The organism is Alcaligenes sp. SJTW-7 (genome assembly GCF_047716895.1).
Taxonomy (GTDB): Bacteria; Pseudomonadota; Gammaproteobacteria; order Burkholderiales; family Burkholderiaceae_B; genus Alcaligenes; species Alcaligenes ammonioxydans.
This window is the reverse complement of record NZ_CP136682.1, coordinates 919775-943199: the sequence shown is the minus strand read 5'-3', so window position 1 is coordinate 943199 and position 23425 is coordinate 919775. Positions and strand designations below refer to the sequence as shown.

Below are 23425 nucleotides of genomic sequence, written 5' to 3'. Positions count from 1 at the left end.
AGTAGTGTAGCATTAATATGGCAGCCACAGATCAGCCCGCGGGAAATAAAGCGCAGCCTGCGCGGGACGCCCGTCCAGGGCCTGCACCTGTTCGCAATAACGCTGCAATTGTGGTGCATAGCGATCCAGCATCCGGGCCTTGAAATCGTCCAGGCTTTCATGCTCGGCAGGTCTCCCGGTCTTGTAATCCACCACCAGCCAGTGATCCTCCTGCGAGATGGCCAAGTCGATAATCGACACCCGGCCACTGACGTCCAGCAAGGACCATTCCCGGTAAGCCCGGCTGACACCCAGCAACCAGCGGCCACGCTCGGTTTGTACCGTTGCGATAATCGCTTCAAACAGAGATTGGGCAGCGTCATCCAGATAGGTCGAAGGCACCCCGGCCCGCAACAACTGCCGACGCATCACTGTGCGGCTTTGCTGCAAACGTTCTACCGGCCACGGGTCCAGACCTTCACGGCCCAGCTTTTCCAGCCAGTCGTGGGCAACCGTACCAATGGCTTTTTCATGAGTCGTATCCAGAGACCACTGCCAGCTTTGATATGACGAACTGGCAGTCTGCAACTGCTCGGGCGGCGCGGCGGGCAGGCTCACCACACGCTGCAAGAGTGCAGCAGGGCCTTGCCCGGGCTCCTCGTGCTGGCTGCCCTGCTCGGCTTGCCACACAGGAGCCTGCGGCTGCTGCAGCACAGGCCAGAGGCGACTGAGCAAAGAGCGGCCATCCGGTTCACGCAGCCCCTTGTCCTGGGTAATGCTCAGCTCACCAAATAAATGCAGCTCTTGACGGGCGCGTGTCAGCGCCACATACAGAAGGCGATGACTTTCCTGCTCGGCCCGTATACGCTCTCGCGCGGCCAAAAATTGAGACACGGGATCGCGCTGCTCGCTGCCCTTGTGGCTGATAGGCCCCAAGATCAGACGGTCGGCACTGTGTTCGAGGCGAATCAAGGGTTCGGAATCGTTGGCCGACTGCTTGTGCAGCCCAAACAAGATCACCGTTTCAAACTCCAGACCCTTGGATTTGTGAATCGTCATCACCTCCACTGCCTTACCCGTGCCTTGTGGGGTGGCGTACAACGACTCGACACGGGCCTGAAACTGCTGCTGATCGGGCGGGCCATAAGGGCACAGCTCTTCCAGCAAACGCAACACTTGCTCAGCGTCGGCCTGATCGGCCAGACTTGGATAGACTTGCGGCCCGCCCAGACGCGTCCAGCATTCCTGCACCCAAGCCGCAAAGGGCATCAAGCCACTGCGATTGCCCCTGTCCAGCAAGATCTGGCAGGCAAATAAAAGACGCGCACGCTCATCCGCGTCCCAGTCCTGAAAACGTGAAGGATGAGAAAAACGCTCCGGGCGGGCAGTAACAGCGTTACCGCCGTCAGATGAGAGCTCCTGTCGACCCGTTTGCGCCTGGGCCTGCTGGAGCTCACCGTGCATGACGGGGCTGGCACTGAGGCCAGAACTCAGCTCTGCCAAGGTCTGCGTGGGATACAGCGCACACAGGCGATGCAAACTCTCCAGACGCAAGCCGATCAGCGGCGAGCGCAAGACGGATAGCCAGGCCAGGCGATCGGCCGGATGTGCCAAGGCACGCACCAATTGCACCAGGTCCGCCACCACGGGGCGCTGTTGCAAAGGCTCCAGCTCCACGGCACGACAGGGAATGCCCTGCTCCCCCAGCTTGCGCACCAGGCCGTGCAAATGTGAGCGTGCCCGCACCAAAATGGCCACCGGATGCTCGCTATCCTGGTAGCGTTCCAGGGCCTGCGCGGCACACTGAACGGCCTCTTGTACCGCACGCTCTTGAGCCGCCTGCTGAGACGGCATGGCATCCTCACCCCGCGCAACGCGAAAGTGCCAGCAGGGGTGAAAATGCACAGCCCACTCGGGTATATCAGGTTTGAAAGCCGTCGAGTGTTCGTAAGTGACCATCCCCAAATCCGGGTCGGGGCGAGCCGGAAACAGTTGCGCCCCCACCTGGTTCACCCATTCCACCAAGCGCGGATGCGAACGGAAGTTGTTGCTCAGATTCAGTGGTTCCAGCTCAACCTCGCCCAGTCGTCGAGCTTGCCAGACTTGCAGGAACAAACCGACTTCCGCTTTGCGGAAACGGTAAATGGACTGCATGGGATCGCCCACCAGAAACAGGCTGCGTCCGTCGCCCGGCTCCCAGCCACTGGTCAGACGCTCCAGCAACTGTACCTGGGACTGGCTGGTGTCCTGAAACTCGTCCACCAGCAAATGACGTATGGATCGGTCCATCCGCAACAGCAGCTCGCCCGGCTCGTCGGCGTCGCCCAGGGCTTGCAAGGCACGTTGCGCAATTTCGGTGAAATCGACCTCAGCTTTTTCCGCAAAACGCAGTTTCAACTGCGCCGCAGCCAACCACAGGACCTGTATCAGATTGGCAAGAACCTCTTGCTGTTGAGCAGAATACTGTTCGGGCAAAAGCCGCGCACTGGCCAAACGGGCTATCCAGGGTTCGGTGCCCAGACAATTGCCCAACCATTCCGTCAGGATTTCTTTTTGTGCGGTTTTGGGTGGGAAGCCGTTGCGCACTGTCAGGCTTTTGCGCAAGCTCCCCGTCTCGGTCAGCAACAAGGCAGCCAATCCCCGCCAGCGCGGCACGTCCTCCATGACCGGGGCCAGCGGATCGCCTTGCCAATCGGCCAGGGCCAACACATCGCCCGCCTCCAGATTCGAGGCTGCAAAGCAAGCCACAGGTGCCAGTGTCTGCGCCCAGCCCGGCGGCAAAGCGTCGCTTAACTGCTGCAACTGCTGCTCCACCACTTCGCGCAAGCTGTCCTGCAAAAAGGCCACATCGCCACCCTGCCCTACGGCAGGCAGCCACTGATCCCGGCTGGCCAACATGCTCGCCAACAAGGCTTGCGCCTGCAGCAGATTCACATCCATATGTTCCAGGAAACGGGCCACGCTGGGCACGCTTTCAGCCATTTCAAGCGTGGCCCAGGCGGCTGCTTCGTAATGCTCTTGGGCCTTGTCCGTGATGGCCGGCACGCCGCCCAGCCCCGTAATCCAGGGCATGGCGCGCACCAGATGAGCACACAGAGAGTCGATGGTGCGAATGCTTAAACGCGCCGGATACGCGAGCAAATCCCATTGCTGCTCCTGATTGCGCTGCATGGCGGCACGCGCCAGTTCCCAACTGCGTACCCGGTAGGGCTCGGACGGTCGTTCCTGATGGGCTGCGGCCAGCTTCTCCAGCACGCGCGCATGCATTTCAGCAGCGGCTTTGCGGGTAAAGGTAATCGCCACGATTTCTTCTGGCCGCTGCACACGCGCCAGCAAAGCCAGAATCCGGTCGGTCAGCAACTCCGTCTTGCCCGAACCGGCCGGGGCCTGCACCAGAAAAGAGGAGTCGGGGTCCAGGGCCCGGGCTCGGGCGGCACTATCGCTAGGGACTGTCAGCATCACACCTCGCCTCCATTATCCTGGAGGTCTTCCTGAAACAAGCGTAAAAAAGGCAGAACATCGCAATACAGCAAATCGTTGCGGTTCCAGATTCGATTGGCAGCCTGCCCTTGCAGGAACTCATCAGCCAGTCCTTCGACCGCCTGCTTCCACTGTGCAATCTGCGCCGTCCATTGCTGCGCGCTTTCCAGTTCGGTCAGGCCGTCAATATCCATGCCGGGCGCAGCCAAGCCGCTCAAGCCTACCTGACGAGCGTGCAGACGCACAAAAGCCAGCCCACTGACCGTGCGCCCCTCGTCTTGCAGAGCCGCGGCATAAAACGGCAATTGCAGATTCACTGGTCTGGGCCGCAGCCAGTCCTTGTCCGGCCTCAGCTCGCCTATGCCGGTTTTGTAATCCAGCAGCAACTGCTCACCCCCGACCAGATCATCCAGACGGTCCAGACGCAGGTTCAGGCTCAGCAGACCCCGACTCCACCGCAACTCGTGCTCCGTCGCGCCCAACGCAAATGGGGGGCGCTGAGCTTCCTGATGCGCGTACTCGCACAAGACTGCACGGCCGCGCTCCATCTCCAGACTGCGCAGTACCGGACCGTAATCTGCCAGTTCTTCCTGGGCGGCCTGATCGATGCACGATTGCACCACGTCCTGCAGTGAACCCCCGCCCATCAGTTCATGCAAACAGTCCTGATCTTTCACGCGCAGCCAAAACAATTCAACGGCACGGTGCAGAAACATGCCGCGTGTATTCATATCGCCCACACGGGCGTAATCCGGCAGTGCCTGTCCATGCAGACGGAACTTCACAAACGCCCATAAGGGATTGCGGGCCTGCGTATCCAACACACTGATCCCGCCCCGTATGCGTTCTTCCTGTTGCAGGCCTGGCCCCTGTTCGTCGAGCAGCGCTTCTTGAGCGGCTGCGGACCCTGCCTGCACCGCCCAGGGCATGTCCAGCACGGGCCACTGCATAATCAAGGGGCTGGGCCGCAGCGCCTGCTCACCTTGATGCAAAGGGGCACTTAACAACACCTGTTTTCCGCAGCGCAGCAATGCACTCAATATCCAGCGAGCCCACTCCAGCTCACGCTCGGGCGTACTGCGGGGGGCTTGTACACGACGCAGAACCTGAGCCGGAATCAAGGGATTCGGTTTGACGGCGGCAGGCAAAATATCGTCGGTCAGGCCCAGCACCCACACAGCGTCCCAACGCCCGCCCTCTGCTTCCAGAAAACCCAGTACGTCCAGTCGGGAGCGCGGGTCGCGCTGCGGCTGAAACAAATTTTCCCGGGCCATACGGGCCAGCGTGCTTTGCGCCTTCAGAGGACTGACACGCCCCAGGACAGGTGCCTGTTGCGCCAGTTGCAGCAGCAAGGCCTCCAGAGCCTCCAAGGTCTGGAACTGAGCACTATCCAGCATCGAGGTTCCTGGAAAGCCCAGGGCTTCCAAACACTGACGCATGATTGAGGCCCAGGCATCCACTCCTTGAGCGCCGCTGGACACCGCTGCAAAGCGATCCATGGCCCGGTTCCAGGCCAGGGCCAGCTCGGGCGTGTGGAAGCTGAGCATGTCAGCGAACTCTGTGCGACTGACCCGGGTGATGCGATTGTCACGCCACGCCTTGTCAATACGGGCGCGGCCACCCGCTTCGGACTGTTCCGCCTGACAGGCGCCCAGACGCAACGCCTGTCCGAGCAGCGCCGGTTCCGCCTGTCCCCGGGTCGCCAGGGTAAACAAGGCTTGCAGCCAGGCCAGGGCCGCGGCCACCACCGGCCAATCGGCCAGGGAGCGGGCCGCGGCCACGTTATAGGGCAAGGCCCCCTGATCCGTGTGCATGGCCTGCCGCAAGAGCCTGTGCACCAGTGGCAATTGTGTTTCCAGCTGCGCTGCCACAATCGCCACGGTGCGACTGGGGTCCTCGTCCAATTGGCGCCGCGCCCACTGGACCGCCTGACGCCATTCGGTATCCGCATCCTGCGCCTGCACCCGATGGACCTCCGTGGCCACAGGCTCTTCATGCTCCAGGCGCAAAATCTCGACCCCCAATTGCTGCAAACCGCTCAACAGACTTTGCAGACGCGGCGAGTACTCGTGAAAACCGTGCAGCACCATATGGCGATGACGAATATGCAAGGCGCCGGCCTGCACGGCGGCCAAGACGCGTTGCGCAGCCAGATTGGCGTCATCCAGATCCGCCTGCGCCAGGCTTTGCCGATAGTGAGCGCGCCACTGCATGAAGCGTTCGAAGTCCACACTGGCTTCGCCGGGCTTGAGCTCGATATTCCATTCATCCAGCAAGGTGTCGGCCTCGCACGCCAGCCGCGCTGCCTGGCCCACATCCAGAAAATAGCCCTCTTCCTCGCACTGCTCGATGCTGTGCTCCCATCGCTGCAAGGCAGCGAAGCGATCCATCTGGTGCGCCGCAGGCTGCCACTGTTCGGAAAAACACAGCTGATCACTGGCCTGTGCCAGCCAGGCGCCCAGGGGCACAATTTCCGGTACCGCCACTGTCCCCCCGGCACCGGCCAGACGAGCCGACAGGTGCCCGAGCAGGCGACGCGCATAACGCTTGTTCACCGTCAAAACAATCGTCTGCGCACTGTTAAGCGTCTGCAAATGAGCCAGGGAAACGGCAGGGGTGTCGTACATAGAAAAAACCAGTTAAGGTTGCAAGAAAACAGAACAGCAAGCAGCGCTGACCGGGCCATTGTACCGACGCTCTATCACTTGTTTGTTCCCGCACTTACACTTAGCACCATGTCTAGCTCAAACACCCCCAACACTGAATTAACCGGCAGCTTGTCGCTGCGTACTGGCGACCATACCTGGGGCAGCGCACGCCGCATGGCTTTGCTGGCTGCCATTGCCGAGCAAGGCTCGATCTCTGCCGCGGCTCGCCATATTGGCATCAGCTACAAGGCGGCCTGGGACGCCATCGACATCATGAACAATATGGCGGGCGAACCCCTGGTGCTGCGCAGCACCGGAGGCCATCGCGGCGGCGGTGCCACCCTGACCCCAAAAGCCGAAGAACTGCTGGAGCTCTATCAGACCTATGACCGGCTGCACCAGCGTTTCATGAACCGTATTGGCCGTTTGATGCCTACCGTAGCCACTCAGATGGAGTTACTCCAAACCATGATTATGCAAACCTCGGCTCGCAACCAGCTTCCCGGCATCGTCACCACGATCAAGGCCGGTGCCGTCAACGATGAAATTCATGTGGACATTGGCCAGGGCCAAACGGTTGTGGCCTCCATCACCCATGAAAGCACTGAGAACCTGGGCTTGCGCGAAGGACAGAAAGTGCTGGCCTTTCTGAAATCGTCTTCGATCATGATTGGGACCAGTGACACACGCAGCACGCTCTCCGCACGCAATCAGTTGCCTGGCACGATTACGGATGTCATTAACGGTGCGGTCAATGCCGAAGTCCGCCTGGAGCTGCCACAGGGCCTGACAGTCACTGCCAGCATCACGCTGGACAGCACCGAGCATCTACAACTGAAAGCAGGCCAGGCAGCCTATGCCCTGTTCAAAGCGTCCAGTGTGATGATTGCTACGCTGTAAGCGCGCTCAAGTCCGCGCTGGCACAGCACTCCAGGACGCGCCCATCCCGAATGCGATAGACCTCCTCGACCAGCACTCGGGCATCCTCGGGGTCATGGGTAATCAGGATGGTAGGAATATCAATCTGCTTTTGCAACTGGGCCAGCTCGGCGCGCAAACGGCTGCGCAAGTCCTGATCCAGCGCAGCCAAAGGCTCATCCAGCAACAGTAACCGCGGTTCAAGCGCCAGGGCCCGTGCCAAGGCACAGCGTTGCTTTTGCCCGCCTGATAACTGGGCCGGGTAGCTGCCAAGCACCGACTCCAGCTCAAACGCTTCGACCCATCGCTGGGCGGCGGCGGGCAGGGTCCGTACAGAGCGATTGAACAAACCCTTGTTCAGGCCAAAGCAGATATTTTGTGCAGCAGTCAGGTGCGGAAACAGACCATAATCCTGAAACAGATAAGCGACCCGGCGCTCGCGCGGCTTCAGATTGATGCCTGCCTCGGAATCGAAATAAAGCTGCCCGTCAATCTGGATGCGGCCACGCTCAGGGCGCAACAAACCGGCCACACTTTGCACCGTCAAAGACTTGCCCGAACCCGAAGGCCCATAAAGGGCGATATGACGGGCTTCGGTCTGAATCTGTATATTCAGCTCGAAGCGGCGCGCCTCGCTGAACACGCTGCGTTGAATCTGTACCGTCAGGCTCATTGCATCCCTCTTTTACGACGCACATGACGTGGTGACAGCGCACTGGTACTCCACAAGACCAGTACGCACGTCACTGAAATAATCGCCACCAGCACCAGGGCCTGCTGATCCTCGCCCGCCTGGACGGCCTCGTAAATGGCAATCGACATGGTCTGGGTACGACCCGGTATGCTGCCGGCAATCATCAAGGTCGCCCCAAACTCGCCCAGGGCACGGGCAAAGGCCAGCAAGACGCCGGCCATAATGCCACGCGCCGCCAGAGGCAGGCTGACACGAAAGAAGATCGCCAAGGGTTTGAGGCCCAGCACACTGGCAGCATGTTCCAAACGCGGGTCCACATCCTCAAACGCGGCGCGGGCCGCTTTCAGTATCATCGGGAAAGCGACCACCGTCGCAGCTATTACCGCCCCCTGCCAGGTAAACACCAGTTCAATCCCCATGCTGGAGAGCCACTGACCCACACTGCTGCGCCGGCCCAGCAGAACCAGCAGGTAATAGCCGATCACCGTAGGGGGTAAAACCATGGGCAAGGTCAGGACGGAGTCGAGCAGATCGCACCAGCGCGACTGCCAGCGCGACAGGGCATAGGCCAGCCCTATACCCAGCACACAGGCCAGCAGGGTCGCCCAACCGGCGACCTTGAGCGATAGGCTCAGGGGAATCCAAAGTGAAGTCATCCTGCAATCAATATCCTGTCAAGGTTGGGCAAAACCGTATTTTGCCAGCACTGCCTGGCCAGACTCGGACATGACGAAATCCTGGAAGGCCTGCGCCTTGTCGTGACGACCATCACGCTGGACCAGCGCGATGGGGTAAGTGACCGGCTCGGTCGTCTTGAGTACTTCCAGCACCTGAACCTTGTCGCTCATGATGGCAGCATCCGTTGCGAAAACAAACCCGGCTTCCACCTCCCCCCGAGCCACATAATCGAGCACCTGGCGCACATTCTGCCCCAGAATCTCGCGTTGCTTCACGGCTTCCCACTGCCCGGCTTTTTCCAAAGCCGCCTGGGTGTAGCGGCCAACGGGGACGACAGCAGGGTTGCCCAAAGCCACGCGCTTGACTTCGGGCTTGCCCAGATCGCCGGCATTGGTCACTTTGGCAGGATTGTCAGCAGGCACAATCAGCACAACCTGATTTTGTACAAAATTCTTGCGTGTAGCAGGGTCAAGCACCTTGGCCTGCTCGGCCTTGTTCATGGCCTTCTGATCTGCCGAGGCGAACACATCCACGGGGGCACCGTTGATGATCTGCTGCAGCAACACGTCCGAGGCGGCAAAGCTGGTCAGCACTTTGGTGCCCGGGTTTTCAGCCTCAAACTGGCCTGCCAGTTCCTTGAAGGCATTGGTCAGGCTGGCAGCAGCGGCCACCACCAACTCATCGGCTTGGGCTGTGCCTTGCAGAAACAGGGATAAGGCGGCTACCGATACGACACGTTTGAACATGATTTTCTCCTCCGGAACGGGTGTAGGGCATGAGTATAATCAGGAAATATATATAGGTATATAGCGCAAGTCAGCGCCCCTTGCCGAATGAAGTTCATCATCCGAGAGTGATAGCATGGCGGCTTTCCCCTGTGATCCGCGTTGCCCACGGCACGCTGACAGCCACGCTTGAGCACTTTTCTTTCATGACGCCAGCCAGTCTGATATCCGATTTCATCACCATGCTCTGGTTGCAAGACGGCCTAGCCGCCAACACGCAGCAGGCGTATCGGCAGGATCTGGAACGCCTGCAGGAATGGGCGCAGCGCGAACGCGACGGCAAAGCCCTGGAACAGCTGCAAGCCAGCGATTTGCGCGAATGGATGGCCAGTCAAGCCGATCAGAGCAAGGCCAGCACCGCCAACCGGCGGCTGGCCACCTTGCGTCGCTTTTACAACTGGACGGTACAGGAAGGCATGCGCCAGGACGACCCCTGCCTGGAACTGAGCAGTGCCCGTCAGGCGCCGCGTGTCCCGCATACCTTGTCTGAAGAACAGGTCGAGCGTCTGCTCGCCGCACCAGATATCCACCATCCCCTGGGCTTGCGCGACCGCTGCATGCTGGAGACCTTGTATGCCTGCGGTTTGCGTGTCACCGAACTGACTGAATTACCCTTGCAGAACCTGAGCCTGAGTGATGGCGTACTGCGTATTGACCAAGGCAAGGGAGGCAAAGACAGGCTGGTTCCCCTGGGGCAGGAAGCCATGCACTGGGTCGACCGGTATCTACGCGAAGCCCGACCCGCTTTACTGGGACAGCGGCGCAGCGACTTTGTGTTTATTACCGGTCGCGGCACCTGCATGAGCCGACAGTCTTTTTGGCTGATCGTCAAAAAATATGCACTCCAGGCCGGTATCCTGGCCCCCTTGTCCCCGCATGTTCTTCGCCATGCCTTTGCCACTCATCTGCTCAATCATGGGGCGGACTTGCGCGTGGTGCAGATGCTTCTGGGACATGCCGACATTTCCACCACCCAGATTTATACTCATGTGGCGCGTGAACGCTTGAAAGCACTGCACGCGGCCCATCACCCACGCGCCTGAGCGCCCAAGCACGATATGGCAAAAGAAAAACACGTCAGCGAAACACCGGCCACACAGTGGCTGCGTAAAAAAGGCATTTCCTTTAGCGAGCACAGCTACAACTATGTCGACCACGGCGGAGCCATGGAAGCGGCAGCCCAGTTGGGCCTGGACCTGCACCGGGTCGCCAAGACCCTGATCATGGAAGATGAAAACGCCAAACCCTTGATTATCGTCATGCACGGCGACCGCGAAGTCTCCACCAAAAACCTGGCTCGGCAAACCGGGGCAAAAAAAATCGCCCCCTGCAAACCCGAAGTCGCCCAGCGGCATTCCGGCTATCTGGTCGGCGGCACCTCACCCTTTGCTACCCGTAAAGCCATGCCCGTTTGGTTAGAAGAAGAATTGCTGGCGTTCGAGACCATTTACATTAATGGCGGACGACGCGGTTATTTGCTGGGTATTCATCCCCAGGTACTGATCGACGTGCTGGGAGCGCGCCCGGTACAGGCCGGTCTGGAAAAAGGCTGAGCGCATCGGGCGGCAAGATGTAGCCACACTGTCCGCCCAGTCGCGTCACATCCGGCCAGGTGATTGCACCGGCTTGGCTTTTCGCCAGATAATTCAGGCCTGCATAATCAGAGGGGACCCCATGTTTCAATCTTTGCGCCAGCCTGCCGTCATGACGGTGACCTTGGCTGCTGCTGGCATCCTGATGGTCACCATGGGGATACGTCAATCCTTTGGCCTGTTCGTTGGCCCCATCGATAAAGCAACCGGCATGGGCATCCTGTCCATCAGCTTTGCCATGGCCGTGGGGCAACTGGCCTGGGGCGCAATCCAGCCGATTGCCGGTGCGTGCTCTGACCGTTGGGGCCCCGATCGGGTACTGATCGCGGGCCTGCTGATTCTGGCTCTGGGTTGCGCGGTAAGCCCTTTTATTGGCACCGGCCTGGGCCTGACACTGACGCTGGGGCTGCTGGCCAATATCGGCTCGGGCGCCGCCAGCTTCTCGACGCTGATTGGTGCCGCCGCCCAGCGCATTCCCGATCATGCGCGTGGACAGGCGTCGGGTCTGATCAATGCAGGCGGCTCTTTCGGCCAGTTTGTCTTTGCACCTGTGGTTCAAAAACTGATCGGCTGGGTCGGCTGGATGTCCACGTTTTGGGTCCTGGCGCTAACGGCATTGCTGACCTTGCCACTGATTCGCAAACTCAGCGTGGGCAACAAGGCCCAGAAAGCAGTGGCCTTCACGCCGGCACCGCCTGCCAGCGGGCCAGGCCTGGCCCAGACCCTCAAAAATGCCATGAAAGACCGCAGCTACCTGCTGCTGAGCCTGGGGTTTTTCACCTGTGGCTTTCATATTGCCTTTCTGGTCACGCATCTGCCGGGCGAAATTGATCTGTGCGGCCTGCCCCCTTCGGTAGCCAGCTGGTCGCTGGCACTGATTGGTCTGGCAAACATTTTTGGCAGCATTGCCGCCGGTTCCTGCATTGCCCGCTGGCGCAGCAAATACGTATTGGCATTGATGTATGCGTCGCGGGCCGTACTGATTCTGTGGTACTTGATGATGCCCAAAACCGATCTGGTGTTCTATATTTTTGCGGTGGGCCTGGGCTTGACCTGGCTGGCTACCGTGCCGCCGACGGCCAATATTGTCGCCAAGCTATTTGGCACACGCTATCTGGCTACCTTGTTTGGTCTGGCCTTGTTCTCACACCAGATTGGCGGTTTTCTAGGGGCCTGGCTAGGCGGTATTGCCTTAACCCGATTCGGGGACTATAGCTGGATGTGGTGGGCCGATATTGCGTTGGCCACCTTGGCCGCCATCGTCAATCTGCCGATCCGCGAAGCCAAGATCAGGATGCAGACGGCTTAGGCGGCCGGACGTGAAACCCTGCCAAACAACAGCAAAAACGCTGGTCCGTAAAACAGTCCTTTTAACTGCCCCTACAACAAAAAGACCCGTCAGTGATGGCGGGTCTTTTATTTCTGGTACCCATACGCCCTCTTTACACCGGCGCAGAGCATCAAGCCCACGCAACTGGGCTTGAAACAGGGTGTTGATAGTAATGGTGGCCTGCGGCACAGCCTGAATCACCACCCAATGCTCCATGATCTTGCCGTCTGGCGCTTGCGGATGGGGCTGGATATAGTCCTCGGCGCGACAAACACGGCTTCCTGAACCCGATACGGTACGGTTTAAAGACGCTATCGTAAAAATCGATCACTCACTTACGATGGCGTTCTTCCTGCCCCCATCACGAGTTTGCGAATTGACAGCCAACGCTGCATTTGTGCCCAACCAGAAAAAGCCCGCCCACAAAATTGGAGATGCCCATCAGATCACATCCTCCCACTATCCCGCTCCTGGCTCAATAACCGACGGTAAAGCGCTGTCGCGAATGAGCCGGTCGCTCAATTTCGTCGACCAACGCGACGGCGTAATCCTCGTAAGAAATCCTGCTGCCTTGGTCGGACACCAAAAGACTGTCTGTACCAATACGGAACGTGCCCGTGCGCTGGCCGGGGCCAAACTCGGCGGAGGGCGACAAGAACGTCCAGTCCAGCTCTTTTTCTTGACGCAGTTGATCCAGAAAGGCGATGCCACCCAGCGCCTCGGCTCGATAAGCATCCGGGAAGGCAGGTTGATCAATCAATCGCTGACCGGGGGCCACGTCCAGACTGGCTGCGCCACCCACCACCAGATAACGCGGCACACCGGCCGCCCGAACCGCCGTAATCAGCTTGGAAGGATCTGAGGACACAAAACGAACTGCGCTGACCGCAATATCGTGTCCTTTCAACAGTGCGATCAATCCATCCAGATCATTCACATCACCCTGAACAGCCCTGACATTGGGCAGGCTGACTATTTTTTCGGGATGGCGGGCAATCGCTGTCACCGTATGACCACGATCCGACAGCTCTTTTAACAGGCGTGAGCCGACTTCGCCAGAAGCCCCCATCAATGCAATACGAGACATAAACGCTCCTTGTGTGCTCATATAAAGACCTGGTCTATAAAATAGACCATTAAGTGTGATGCTAGACAGTTTTTTGAGCGACCACAAGAAGTCACATCGGCCAGACCAGGTCACACGAAGGTGACTATTGAACCCAGGAAGATCCTCAGCCATGCCCTCATCGAGCACTGCTCCACCCGCTCCCCGTCCTTTGCAAGAAGAATTTGCGCAGCCCTGCCCCATTCGAGATGTGCTGGATCGCATTGGCGACCAGTGGAGCCTGCTGATTCTGGAAGCCCTGGCGCCAGGCACCCTGCGCTTTAATGAGCTAGGCCGGGAAATTGGTGATATATCGCGCCAAATGCTCTCACGGACTCTCAAACGCCTGGAAACAGACGGGTTTGTTCAGCGAACGCTCTATGCGGAAGTCCCGCCGCGCGTGGAGTACACACTCACTGACCTGGGGCAGTCCTTTCTGACGCCCATGAGAGAACTGGTGAAATGGGCCGATATCCATCACGCCCGCATCTGCCAGGCACGCCGGCAAGCTGAACTGGGCTGAACAGACCGGGAAGCCCAGCCCTGGCCGGATAAGAAAAAAGCCGCTTTACGCGGCTTTTTCATCGACCCCCAGGCTCAGGCGGCGCTGGCCGGCAAGCCAAACACACGGTCAAACGTCCAACTGAAGATGAAGGAGTAAATCAGGAAGAACACTAGAATGGCCACTTCCATACGCAGAGCCTCCAACAGGCCAACCTGATACCACCACATGTACAAAGGCACGATAAACACCACCAGGCCGGCCTCGAAACTAATGGCATGCACACTGCGGCGTAACAGGCTGCGGCCCTTGACGGTTTGTCGGGCCTCCCAGTGTTCAAACGCCGTGTTGAACACATAATTCCAGACTATCGCAATGACTGAGATCGCCACAGCGATAGGGGCGGACTCGGATGCCTTGCCCCCGGCAAAATACGCCAGCAAGAAGGATGAAAAAACAATAGCAAAAAACTCAAACAAACCCACGTAAAAAACGCGGCGTTTCCAACCTTGGAGTGTCATGACTACCCTGCTGCAGTGCATCAGCCTGGCACTGGAGAACACCCAGCCGGACGAGACGATGCGTTCAACAATGAGTCGCAGCCCGCTGCGGCAGCCCTTTGAGCCGGCACCGTCACTGCGATAAAGCGCACAATCCTACCACAAGCCGGCAAGGGCTTTAGCCAGTCATCGGCAATAAGCCTTTTCAACCTGAACACACGCCGTTTGTTACCTGGGGCTTACGTCATTCACAGCCCGTATCACTCCCCATCAAATCGCATAATCTGTTAGCGCCAGAGCCTTTAAGGTGAAGCTTCCTACCTTAACTTTTGGACTGGAGCGAACGATGACAAGCCATAAAGCCAACACCGAACAGCTGCATGAACTTCTGTATCAAGCCCTGGAAACCGAATTAGGCGGGGAACTAGTCTATAAGTCGGCCATCTCCTGCGCACAGAACCCGGACCTGAAAAAAGAATGGGAAGGCTATTTGGACGAAACCATGACACATCAACAAGTGTTAATGCGTATTTTCGAGCAGCTGAACCTGGACCCTGCTAAGCAAACTCCTGGCCGACAAGTCTTAAAGCATATCGCCACGGCGCTGGTCAAGGCCATGGAACTGGCCAAGCAAGCGGGCGACCCCAACGCTGCTGAGCTGGTGGCCTCTGAATGTGTCATTCTGGCCGAAACCAAAGATCACCTGAACTGGCAGTTGATTGGACTGGTTGGCGAACAAAGCAAGGACAAGACACTGGCCTCCTTGCTTAAACAGGCCCATGATGCAGTCGCGCCCGATGAAGGTCACCACCTCTACCATACGCAAGGCTGGTCACGCGAACTTTGGATTCAGTCCTTGGGCTTTCCCGCCGTGCTGCCCCCACCGGAAGAGCAAAAACAGGTCGAAACACCAATCGGAGCCTCACGGGCCGAGCAGCAACGCAGCAAAATGCTTTAATAAAAAGGGCCTTACGGCCCTTTTTCTTTATGCGTCCCCATCCAGACGGCGGCGTGCCTTCAAGGCAATCGCAGAATAGTAGGCCTCCAGCTTCTTGAGCTGTTTCTCATCCAGCTCTTCCACATCAATCAGACGCTCATTGGCATCCGTCAAGGAAATAATAAGTTCATCGAGCTTGATGTGTATGGCCTTGTTGTCCTTGTTTTGATTTTGCTGAATCAAGAACACCATTAAAAACGTAATAATGGTGGTGCCGGTATTGATAATTAGCTGCCAGGTTTCCGAATAATTAAAATAAGGGCCGGACAAGGCCCATACCAGCACAGCCAGCACCGCAACGGAAAACATGATAGGAGAGCCGGCAAAGCGTGTCACTGCCTTGGCGAAACGGTCGAAAAAACCGTCTATGGAATCAGGTTTGCAAGGTTTCACAAACGGTGGCGACTGATCCCGACAATCCGAGGAAAACATCTCGTCCTTGTCCAGAAAATCCTTGTCGTTTTTCATGGCTAATCCCTCCTAAATAAAGGCAGTGTAGTCCGGGCTTAGCCGCATATATTTCAAATAAAAACGAAACTGGGCAAAATTAAAACAGGTTTCAAACCATGACATATTTTCCGCCCGATGGCTCGGTAAACCACACGTACGCTGCCCCTTTCGCCCTGACGGCCCCCAAAGCCAGCAACTGAGCACAAGGCGCGAAAGCTCACATGCCTTGCGGCTGCGCAGACTTGTTGCAGCGCGGCTCAGACCTGCGGCAAGCGGGCAATGTCTGAGCATAAGCACACGTTTCCAAGGCTTGCTGGTCCCCTCGATTTACGGCTGTTTGCGAACGAAATATTTTTTTACAGGTGACACTACCCAAGACACATCAAGATTTGTAAGATGCGGTCTGACTAGCTTGCTTTCAGTTTGATAGTTTTTGTAGAAAGTAGCTTGCAGTCTTTTTTCAAACACCCTATTCATCGCCTTTATTTAAAAAGGAGCAAGAAGTGGGCAAAATCGACCATAAAGGCATGTGCATTTTGTGCCAAAACCTGCCTCTTTCAAAGGCGCACACCCCAAAACATACCTATATGAAACGCGTCACCCAGGCAGAAAACTGCGGGGCTCAAGGAATACAAAGTCTGTTTTGCTGCACCGTCTGCCAAACTTACTGGCTTTATCAGCAAGACAAATGGGAAAGTTGCCTGGGATTCAAACTTTGGAGCGGGGATTTAAATGACTACCTGTCTTCCACACGAAACTCGGTCAGCACATGGAGTGCAGCCAACGCGCACCGTCACTCGCTCAAGGAACTAGGCAAGCGACCTCTCCATTAGCGCGATGCGCTTTCGCCACCACTGCGATCTTCCGCCTTGTTGGCCGGACCCGCCGGGCGCGGGTCTGCCGCCAGCCTTGTTTTTCACGTGACAAGGCTGGCTCCCTGAAAAGAGGTGGACACACGCCAAGCCCCCGATTCTGCGCAGAATGTCAGGGATCACATCAGGAGGGAACGTCTGGGGTGTCAAAAAGAAGCGTGGCGGACGATACAGCCAGATCGGCTTCCTACCCAGCAATGGCGGGCCCAGCAGGAATCGAACCTGCAATCTTCCCTTAGGAGGGGAAAGTTATATCCATTTAACTATGGGCCCGGCGGGCGTTTCTGCCAGCCAGCAATGCAGAGTCGACACGTACACATAAGCACAAACGAGAGGGGAGGGTTAAGCCCCCGTTCTGCCCCATCGACTGCAAAATGACCGCAAACACACTTTCTGGTTAGGCCTTACCGCGTCTGACGGATTATCAACCACCCACGGCGCTTCACGCAGAAAAGCAGCCGCAAAGTGTATCAGCTAGACCGCAGCGACGAAAGACCCGAAACACGCAAACCCACGATCCAGTCCGTTCGCGGGCCATCGAAAAGCCCCCTCATCCGTATCCCTCCCCCGGCGCACCGCCTGCGTCGCGCCCTAGGCTCCTCGGTACACATCGACCTGCTATTTAACAAGTGGCGCAGGTCTCCCTCTCCAAGCCTCTCCGTCTGCCTGAGCCACCGGCTAGCCCTGCACAACGGTTTAGGACAAACCCCAATCTAAATATGTTGTTAATATATTTATAAAATATTAAGATGCTTTCCATGCTCTCGCCATGGCCTCAGGCCCCTGACAGAGCGGGACGATAAAAAAACCACTGGAGACAAACATGAAAACCAAACTTGGTGCATCCACGCTTGCCGGCTTGTTTTTACTGGGCGGCATGAGTCTGGCACAGGCAGCCGAAATCAGCTGGCGCGTTCCCACTTCCGTACCTGAGGGTTCTCCGTTCTACCAGAACTTTCTGGAGCGCTTTGCAAAGAATGTGAAGTTGATGACGGGTGACCGCGTTGAGATCCAACCCTTTGGGGCCGGAGTCATCGTGCCCGCCCTCAAGGTATTTGAAGCGGTAGAGACAGGTGTGGTGGAAGCGGGTCACTCCACCTCCAGCTACCTGGTCAATCAGGACCCGGCCAATGCCATTTTTGCGGGCTATCCCGGTGGTATGGGGCCCGATGCGTACCGCGTCTGGCTGTATGAAGGCGGCGGCAAGGAAAAGTTGCAGGAGCTGCGCGCCAAAAGTGGGCTGAAAACCATGATTGTGGGTTTGGGGTCCACGGAAGTCATGGCCCACTCCAACACCCCCATCCGTACCGCAGAGGACCTGAAGGGTCTGAAGTACCGCACGTCTGGCGCCTGGGCGGATGTGATGAAAGACTATTTCGGCGCCGTTCCCACGGTTGTGCCCCCTGGCGACACCTACACGCTGTTGCAGCGCAAAGGGGTAGACGCGGTGGAATGGGCCACCCCCTCCTCGAACACGCCCGAAGGTTTTCATCAGGCGGCCAAGTATATCGTCGTGCCCGGTGTACACCAGCCCACCTTCATGTGGGAAGTCGTGCTCAAGCAAGACACCTGGGACAAAGTTCCCGCCGATCTGCAACAGCTTATCGAGGCTGCCGCAGAGCTGACCACCCACCAATCGCTGGACTACTTCTATAACGCCGACATCAAGGCCATGGAAAAGTATCGTCAGGGGCGCAACGAGGTCATTACGCTGGACCCTGCCTTCATCAAACAGTTGGCCGATGCCGGTAATGACTGGGTTCACAAGAAAGCCGACGCCCAGGCACAGTCGGGCAACGACTACATGAAAAACCTGCTCGCCGACTACGATGGGTTTCTGAACCGCTGGCGCAGCGAAAGCAACTACCTGATCCGCGACTAAGTCCTACTTTCTGAAGGAGAGCTGCCATGCTGCAGCCTATTTCAAAACTGATCGACTTGATCGCCCTTGCCAGCGCCAGGCTGGCAGAACTGGCCGCAGCCATTCTGGTTACGGCCATGGTGTGGGAAGTCTTTGCACGCTACGTTCTGCATGCCCCCACGGTCTGGGCGTTCGATGTGGCCTACATGATGAACGGTGCCATTTTCCTGTTGGGCACGGCCTGGGTCATGCGCCAGAACGAACACATCAGCATTGATGTGGTTCGCAAGCACTTGCCCAAGTCCTTTGCTCGCATTTCAGACCTGGTCCTGTATCTGCTGGTGCTGTTTCCTTTGTTTGCCGTGTTGAGCAAAGTCAGCATTCACAAAGCCTGGATGGCCTGGAAACTGAATGAGGTCGAGATGGTCAGCCCCTGGGCTCCGCTCATGTGGCCGTTTTACGCCTGCATCGCCCTGGGCCTGATCGCCTTTACCCTGCAACTGCTGGCGCATGGCGTGCGCTGTGCCGCCAAGCAAGCGGGCCCTGAGCACACGGAGGTGACGCCATGAATTTATGGGTCGCCGCACTGATGTTCCCAGCCTTGTTCATGCTGATTTTTCAGGGCATGCCGGTAGCATTTGCCTTGATTCTGCCCGCCTTTCTGGCAGGGTGGTACGCCTTTGGCCCCATGATTTTTGACCAGATGTATGGCGCCTTGTACGGAGCGGCCACCAACCATATCCTGTCGGCCATTCCCATGTTTGTGCTGATGGGCGCCTTGCTGGAGCGTTCAGGCATTGCTGCACGCCTGTTTCGCACCATGCAGCTTTGGCTGGGCGGACTGCCTGGCGGGCTGGCCATTGCCACCATCGCCATGGCGGCTACCTTTGCCGCTGCCGCAGGCGTGGTCGGGGCGGTGGAAATCATGGTCGGGCTGATGGCCATTCCAGCCATGAAGCGCTTTCGCTACAACAACTCCCTGATTGCAGGCACGATCTGCGCTGGCGGATCGTTAGGCACCATGATTCCACCCTCGGTGGTGGCGGTGGTCTATGCCTCCCTGGCCCAGGTACCGGTAGGGGAATTGTTTGCGGCCATGCTTTTTCCCGGTCTGCTGATGACTGGCATGTTTGTGGCCTATATCCTCATTGCCACCACGCTCAAGCCGGAGCTGGGCCCACGAGCCGATGACGAGGACATGCGCCGGCCTATCGGAGAAAAAATCAGTATCACCATGCGTGGTCTGGTTCCCATGATGCTGCTGATCATCGCTGTATTGGGCTCCTTGATGAAAGGCATCGCCTCCCCCACCGAGGCAGCCGCCCTGGGCGCTGCGGCTGCGGCTGTTCTGTGCATGTTCTATCGTCAGTTCAACTGGACGGTCTTTAGCGGCGCCTTGCGCATTACCGTGCGCATTACCGCCATGATCATGTTGATTGTGGCCGGGGGCACCATGTTTACCGGGGCGTTTGCTGCCAATGGCGGCGCCAGACTGGTGCAAATGCTGACCAGCGATCTGGGACTGGGCACTACCGGTACGATCATCCTGTTCCTGGCTATTGTGTTCCTGCTGGGTTTTGTGCTGGACTGGACCGCCAACGTGCTCATTTGCGTGCCCTTGTTCCTGCCCTTTATTGTGGCAAGTGGCCTGGACCCCTTATGGTTTGGCGTGATGGTCATCGTTGTGATTCAGACCAGTTACCTGACGCCTCCCTTGGCCTCGTCGATCTTCTATCTCTTGTCGATTGCCCCGAAAGACATGAGCTACGGGCAGGTTTGCCGGGGTGTTCTGCCCTTCATTCTTGCCCAACTGCTGACCCTGCTGATCGTCGCCCTGTTCCCGGCAATTGCCACTTGGCTGCCCCAGCAAGTATCCGGCTTCTAATGCCATTTTTTATATTGGAGTCCCTGTGAGTAGCGCCCCCTCCCCCTCTTCTCGTGCCGCTGAAGTCGCCTACCAAGCGATTGAGCAGTTAATTGCCACACTCAAACTGGAGCCTGGCCAGGCCATTGTGGAAAGTGATCTGGTGGAAATGACGGGCCTTGGGCGTACCCCCTTGCGCGAAGCCCTGATGCGCATGGTGGCCTTGGGGCTGATCGAGCAGCAACCACGCCGCGGGCTGCGCGTCAGCGAAATCCGCGTAGCAGAGCATTTAACCCTGATCGAAACGCGTCGGGTCCTGGAACGTCTGATTGTGCAAGGCGCAGCCCGCTGGGCCACCCCGGCCCAGCGCAGCACCTTGCTGGCTCACGCACAGACCATGGTAGACGCCGCCGACGCCAAAGACATCGACGCCTACATGCTGGCAGACCAGCATCTGGATGAGGTGATCCATCAGGCCTGCCGCAACACCTTCGCTGTACAAGCCGTCACCCCCATGATCGTTCAATGCCGACGATTCTGGTATGCCTACCAATATGAAGGCGATCTGGAAGCCGGAGCGCAGGCCCATCTGACCCTGGCTCAAGGCATTCAGGACGGCGATCCCGACAAGGCCTTGCAGGGCTCGGAGACACTGATGGCCTACCTCAGTGCCTTCACCCGCAAAGTCATTGAATAACGCTATAGACCAACACCTAATAATCTGGAGACATCATGAAGCTGAACGGAATTCTCGTTCCTATCGTTACCCCCTTTGACGCCAACAACCAGTTAAATGAAGACGCGCTGGTACGTCTGGTGAACTGTTTCATTGAAGCAGGCGTGGGAGGCATCGTGGCCTGCGGAACGACGGGAGAATACTACGCCTTGAGCGCACAAGAGCGCCGCCGCGTGCTGGAAATCGTGGCGCAGACCGGCCGGGGCCGCACCACCCTGATTGCCGGCGTGAACTCCCTGTCACCGGCCGAAGCCATCAGCCGCATCCGCGAGGCAGAAGAGCTGGGCTACGAGGCGCTGATGCTCTCACCCACACCCTACAGCCTGCCCGGACAAAATGAGGTCATCGCCTACTTCAAGGAAGTGGCCGCTGCAACCGACCTGCCGATCGTGATGTACAACTTTCCAGCCCGCATTGGCATCCAGATTGAGCTGGAGTCCGTCTACGAGCTGGCCCAGGTCAAGAACATTGTGGGTATCAAAGAGAGCAGCGGCAACTTCAGCCGGGTCGTGGCCATGGTGAACGCCAATCTTCCTGACTTTCAGGTGGTGTGCGGCTGCGACGATCAGGCAGCCGACTTCTTGTTCTGGGGCGTTCGCAGCTGGATCAGCGGCGGAGCCAACGTCTTTCCTGCGGAACAGGTACAAATGTTGAAAGCGGCCGAACGTGAAGACTGGGCCAGCGTGCGCCAGATGATGAGCGCCATGCTGCCCGCGATCGCGGCCATGGAATCCGGTAACTACAACCAGAAAGCCAAGCTGGGCTGCATCCGCCATGGCATTGATGTGGGCCAGGTTCGCTTGCCGCTGCTGCCCGTCGAGGCCGAGGAGCGCGATCAGTTTCTGGCACAACTCAACACCTTCCAACTGGCACAGGAGGCCTGAATGTCCACGCAGATAGAATCCGTCCTTGCACTGGCCCGCGCCGGCAAGCTGCATGCCTCGCACCTGATCCCCGCCCATCAGGCGGCCGGCCAGGCCCAGCTCGATAACATCAGCCCCATTGATCTAGCGGTCATTGGCAAAATCGCCTCGGGAGAGGCGGCTGACGTGCAGGCGGCGGTCAACGCGGCCCGGGCCAGCTTCGAGTCTGGCGAGTGGTCGGCACAATCTCCGGCTGAGCGCAAAAGAATCATGCTCAAGTGGGTTGCCTTGCTGGAGCAACATGCCCAGGAGCTGGCAGCGCTCGACTGTGTGGACGCCGGCAAACCCATCACGGAATGCCTGAATACCGATATGCCAGCCACCATCGACACCTTCCGCTGGTATGCAGAAACCGCCGACAAATGCTTTGGTCGCATTTCTCCAACCGGCTCCGAGGCACTGGGCCTGATTACCAAAGAGCCGATTGGTGTCGTGGCAGCCGTGCTGCCCTGGAACTTTCCCGCCCAGATGTACGCCTGGAAAGTGGCACCTGCCCTGATATGCGGTAACTCTGTAATTGTGAAGCCCTCCGAGCTGACCAGCCTGAGCGCCTATCGGATGACGCAACTGGCGCACCAGGCTGGCATTCCTGAAGGGGCGCTGATTCTGGTCACGGGCACGGGCGAACAGGTCGGTGAACCGCTCGGCCGCCACGAAGACGTGGACATCGTCTCTTTTACGGGCTCGACCGACGTGGGCCGACTGTTCCTGAAATACTCGGCGGAAAGCAATCTGAAAGAAGTCGTGCTCGAGTGCGGCGGCAAAAGCCCGCAAGTCGTTTTTGACGATGCTGTGCTGGACGAGGCCGTGCCTTCCATTTTGGCGGCAGCCTTCTGGAACATGAGCGAGAACTGCAGCTGCGGCTCACGCTTGATTGTTCACAGCAGCCTGAAAGACGCGCTGCTGCAAAAACTCAAGCAGGGCCTGGAATCCTGGAAAGTGGGTCTGCCTACAGACCCAGAAGTCGCGATTGGTCCGATGGTCGAGCAGGCACACTTTGAAAAAGTCGCCAGCTTTCTGAAGAACCCGGGCAAAAATGCCAAATTGGTTCATGGTGGGCGGATTCACAGCGAACTAGGCAGCGGTTGGTACATCGAACCCACTATTTTCGACGGAATCACGCCGCAAGACCGCTTGTTTCAGGAAGAAGTGTTCGGCCCGGTCCTTGCCGTGAGCACTTTTGACACAGAGGAAGAAGCCATTGCACTGGCCAATGACACCCAATATGGCCTGGCCGCCTCCATCTATACCCATGACGTACGTCGAGCCCAGCGCGTCTCTCGCAAGATCAAGGCTGGAACGGTCTCCATTAATGGGTTTTCCGAAGGCGATATCACGGCGCCCTTTGGAGGCTTCAAGCAGTCTGGCTTTGGCGGCAAGGACAAGGGGATGGAAGCCTTGGACCAGTACCAGCAAACCAAGGTGATCTGGTACGTCAACCAATAAGTGGGTTGGAGCCGGCAAGCGGCGCCACAGCTGATCGGCCTTTCAACGCCCCCGCCCCTTGGTAC

Annotated in this window: 20 protein-coding genes and 1 tRNA gene; 12 read left to right on the top strand and 9 right to left on the bottom strand. The window is 58.1% G+C overall.

Translation table 11 applies throughout. The features are described 5' to 3' along the window. Positions 1 to 12 precede the first annotated feature (12 nt). A complete protein-coding gene (locus tag RSQ48_RS04175) occupies positions 13 to 3438 on the bottom strand; it encodes a UvrD-helicase domain-containing protein (protein WP_003803402.1) in 3426 nt (1141 codons plus the stop codon). Further along, the gene (locus RSQ48_RS04170) at positions 3438 to 6086 is read right to left on the bottom strand and encodes a hypothetical protein (RefSeq protein WP_415302181.1); all 2649 of its coding nucleotides are present in this window, start codon (positions 6084 to 6086) and stop codon (positions 3438 to 3440) included. The genes RSQ48_RS04175 and RSQ48_RS04170 overlap by 1 nt, the downstream gene beginning before the upstream one ends. A gap of 108 nt (positions 6087 to 6194) precedes the next feature. Between RSQ48_RS04170 and RSQ48_RS04165 the strand changes: the two genes are divergently transcribed. Beyond that, entirely contained in the window at positions 6195 to 7007 is an 813-nt protein-coding gene (locus tag RSQ48_RS04165) for a TOBE domain-containing protein (protein ID WP_039943730.1), read from the top strand. Here RSQ48_RS04165 and RSQ48_RS04160 read toward each other — a convergent pair. Genes RSQ48_RS04160 through modA form a run of 3 tightly spaced genes read right to left on the bottom strand, consistent with a single transcriptional unit; the run spans position 6997 to position 9143 of the window. Further along, on the bottom strand, positions 6997 to 7698 hold the full coding sequence (locus tag RSQ48_RS04160) for an ATP-binding cassette domain-containing protein (RefSeq protein ID WP_003803409.1): 702 nt from the start codon (positions 7696 to 7698) through the stop codon (positions 6997 to 6999). The two genes, RSQ48_RS04165 and RSQ48_RS04160, sit on opposite strands and share 11 nt — an antisense overlap. Further along, positions 7695 to 8375, bottom strand: a complete 681-nt coding sequence (modB, locus tag RSQ48_RS04155) for a molybdate ABC transporter permease subunit (protein WP_415302180.1) — start codon at positions 8373 to 8375, stop codon at positions 7695 to 7697. Before modB ends, RSQ48_RS04160 begins: the two co-directional genes overlap by 4 nt. An 18-nt stretch (positions 8376 to 8393) precedes the next feature. Then, the gene (gene modA / locus RSQ48_RS04150; RefSeq protein WP_003803413.1) at positions 8394 to 9143 is read right to left on the bottom strand and encodes a molybdate ABC transporter substrate-binding protein; all 750 of its coding nucleotides are present in this window, start codon (positions 9141 to 9143) and stop codon (positions 8394 to 8396) included. 185 nt (positions 9144 to 9328) lie between these two features. Between modA and xerD the strand changes: the two genes are divergently transcribed. The 3 genes from xerD (at position 9329) to RSQ48_RS04135 (ending at position 12083) form a co-directional block, all read left to right on the top strand. Further along, positions 9329 to 10225 (top strand): site-specific tyrosine recombinase XerD, encoded by an 897-nt coding sequence (gene xerD / locus RSQ48_RS04145; protein WP_039943829.1) that lies wholly within the window; start codon positions 9329 to 9331, stop codon positions 10223 to 10225. A gap of 15 nt (positions 10226 to 10240) precedes the next feature. Then, the gene (ybaK, locus tag RSQ48_RS04140) at positions 10241 to 10735 is read left to right on the top strand and encodes a Cys-tRNA(Pro) deacylase (RefSeq protein ID WP_003803417.1); all 495 of its coding nucleotides are present in this window, start codon (positions 10241 to 10243) and stop codon (positions 10733 to 10735) included. Positions 10736 to 10856: 121 nt separating this feature from the next. Beyond that, positions 10857 to 12083, top strand: coding sequence for an MFS transporter (locus tag RSQ48_RS04135; protein ID WP_003803419.1), 1227 nt, complete (start codon positions 10857 to 10859; stop codon positions 12081 to 12083). A gap of 496 nt (positions 12084 to 12579) precedes the next feature. Here RSQ48_RS04135 and RSQ48_RS04130 read toward each other — a convergent pair whose 3' ends face one another. After that, a complete protein-coding gene (locus tag RSQ48_RS04130) occupies positions 12580 to 13191 on the bottom strand; it encodes an NAD(P)-dependent oxidoreductase (RefSeq protein ID WP_003803421.1) in 612 nt (203 codons plus the stop codon). Positions 13192 to 13342: 151 nt separating this feature from the next. Here RSQ48_RS04130 and RSQ48_RS04125 point away from each other — a divergent pair, with 151 nt between their 5' ends. Further along, entirely contained in the window at positions 13343 to 13732 is a 390-nt protein-coding gene (locus tag RSQ48_RS04125; protein WP_003803422.1) for a winged helix-turn-helix transcriptional regulator, read from the top strand. A gap of 74 nt (positions 13733 to 13806) precedes the next feature. Here the strand turns inward: RSQ48_RS04125 and RSQ48_RS04120 are convergent, their stop codons facing one another. Continuing rightward, positions 13807 to 14232 (bottom strand): PACE efflux transporter, encoded by a 426-nt coding sequence (locus tag RSQ48_RS04120; protein WP_003803423.1) that lies wholly within the window; start codon positions 14230 to 14232, stop codon positions 13807 to 13809. Positions 14233 to 14557: 325 nt separating this feature from the next. Here RSQ48_RS04120 and RSQ48_RS04115 point away from each other — a divergent pair, with 325 nt between their 5' ends. Further along, on the top strand, positions 14558 to 15169 hold the full coding sequence (locus RSQ48_RS04115) for a ferritin-like domain-containing protein (protein WP_003803424.1): 612 nt from the start codon (positions 14558 to 14560) through the stop codon (positions 15167 to 15169). A gap of 27 nt (positions 15170 to 15196) precedes the next feature. Here RSQ48_RS04115 and RSQ48_RS04110 read toward each other — a convergent pair whose 3' ends face one another. Further along, positions 15197 to 15676 (bottom strand): low affinity iron permease family protein, encoded by a 480-nt coding sequence (locus RSQ48_RS04110; RefSeq protein WP_240209010.1) that lies wholly within the window; start codon positions 15674 to 15676, stop codon positions 15197 to 15199. A 1052-nt stretch (positions 15677 to 16728) separates the two neighbouring features. Then, a tRNA-Arg gene (locus tag RSQ48_RS04105) sits at positions 16729 to 16803 on the bottom strand. 550 nt (positions 16804 to 17353) lie between these two features. Between RSQ48_RS04105 and dctP the strand changes: the two genes are divergently transcribed. From dctP to RSQ48_RS04075, 6 genes are read left to right on the top strand one after another with little or no spacing between them, the layout of a single operon-like run. After that, positions 17354 to 18412: a TRAP transporter substrate-binding protein DctP gene (gene dctP / locus RSQ48_RS04100; protein ID WP_003803428.1), complete on the top strand. Its 1059-nt coding sequence runs from the start codon at positions 17354 to 17356 to the stop codon at positions 18410 to 18412. A gap of 26 nt (positions 18413 to 18438) precedes the next feature. Next, a complete protein-coding gene (locus RSQ48_RS04095) occupies positions 18439 to 18960 on the top strand; it encodes a TRAP transporter small permease subunit (protein WP_003803430.1) in 522 nt (173 codons plus the stop codon). Beyond that, on the top strand, positions 18957 to 20276 hold the full coding sequence (locus RSQ48_RS04090) for a TRAP transporter large permease (protein WP_240209009.1): 1320 nt from the start codon (positions 18957 to 18959) through the stop codon (positions 20274 to 20276). Before RSQ48_RS04095 ends, RSQ48_RS04090 begins: the two co-directional genes overlap by 4 nt. 25 nt (positions 20277 to 20301) lie before the next feature. After that, positions 20302 to 20952 (top strand): GntR family transcriptional regulator, encoded by a 651-nt coding sequence (locus RSQ48_RS04085; protein ID WP_240209008.1) that lies wholly within the window; start codon positions 20302 to 20304, stop codon positions 20950 to 20952. Between the two features lie 35 nt (positions 20953 to 20987). Further along, positions 20988 to 21875, top strand: a complete 888-nt coding sequence (locus RSQ48_RS04080) for a dihydrodipicolinate synthase family protein (RefSeq protein WP_003803436.1) — start codon at positions 20988 to 20990, stop codon at positions 21873 to 21875. After that, a complete protein-coding gene (locus RSQ48_RS04075) occupies positions 21876 to 23360 on the top strand; it encodes an aldehyde dehydrogenase (RefSeq protein WP_240209007.1) in 1485 nt (494 codons plus the stop codon). The last annotated feature ends 65 nt before the right edge of the window (positions 23361 to 23425 follow it).

Coding starts and splice junctions, on each gene's coding strand:
- RSQ48_RS04175 (WP_003803402.1), bottom strand. CDS start 3,438: ATGCTGACAGTCCCTAGCGATAGTGCCGCCCGAGCCCGGGCCCTGGAC.
- ybaK (WP_003803417.1), top strand. CDS start 10,241: ATGGCAAAAGAAAAACACGTCAGCGAAACACCGGCCACACAGTGGCTG.
- RSQ48_RS04110 (WP_240209010.1), bottom strand. CDS start 15,676: ATGAAAAACGACAAGGATTTTCTGGACAAGGACGAGATGTTTTCCTCG.
- RSQ48_RS04090 (WP_240209009.1), top strand. CDS start 18,957: ATGAATTTATGGGTCGCCGCACTGATGTTCCCAGCCTTGTTCATGCTG.
- modA (WP_003803413.1), bottom strand. CDS start 9,143: ATGTTCAAACGTGTCGTATCGGTAGCCGCCTTATCCCTGTTTCTGCAA.
- RSQ48_RS04165 (WP_039943730.1), top strand. CDS start 6,195: ATGTCTAGCTCAAACACCCCCAACACTGAATTAACCGGCAGCTTGTCG.
- RSQ48_RS04170 (WP_415302181.1), bottom strand. CDS start 6,086: ATGTACGACACCCCTGCCGTTTCCCTGGCTCATTTGCAGACGCTTAAC.
- RSQ48_RS04115 (WP_003803424.1), top strand. CDS start 14,558: ATGACAAGCCATAAAGCCAACACCGAACAGCTGCATGAACTTCTGTAT.
- RSQ48_RS04120 (WP_003803423.1), bottom strand. CDS start 14,232: ATGACACTCCAAGGTTGGAAACGCCGCGTTTTTTACGTGGGTTTGTTT.
- RSQ48_RS04075 (WP_240209007.1), top strand. CDS start 21,876: ATGTCCACGCAGATAGAATCCGTCCTTGCACTGGCCCGCGCCGGCAAG.
- RSQ48_RS04135 (WP_003803419.1), top strand. CDS start 10,857: ATGTTTCAATCTTTGCGCCAGCCTGCCGTCATGACGGTGACCTTGGCT.
- RSQ48_RS04095 (WP_003803430.1), top strand. CDS start 18,439: ATGCTGCAGCCTATTTCAAAACTGATCGACTTGATCGCCCTTGCCAGC.
- dctP (WP_003803428.1), top strand. CDS start 17,354: ATGAAAACCAAACTTGGTGCATCCACGCTTGCCGGCTTGTTTTTACTG.
- RSQ48_RS04125 (WP_003803422.1), top strand. CDS start 13,343: ATGCCCTCATCGAGCACTGCTCCACCCGCTCCCCGTCCTTTGCAAGAA.
- xerD (WP_039943829.1), top strand. CDS start 9,329: ATGACGCCAGCCAGTCTGATATCCGATTTCATCACCATGCTCTGGTTG.
- RSQ48_RS04080 (WP_003803436.1), top strand. CDS start 20,988: ATGAAGCTGAACGGAATTCTCGTTCCTATCGTTACCCCCTTTGACGCC.
- RSQ48_RS04160 (WP_003803409.1), bottom strand. CDS start 7,698: ATGAGCCTGACGGTACAGATTCAACGCAGCGTGTTCAGCGAGGCGCGC.
- modB (WP_415302180.1), bottom strand. CDS start 8,375: ATGACTTCACTTTGGATTCCCCTGAGCCTATCGCTCAAGGTCGCCGGT.
- RSQ48_RS04130 (WP_003803421.1), bottom strand. CDS start 13,191: ATGTCTCGTATTGCATTGATGGGGGCTTCTGGCGAAGTCGGCTCACGC.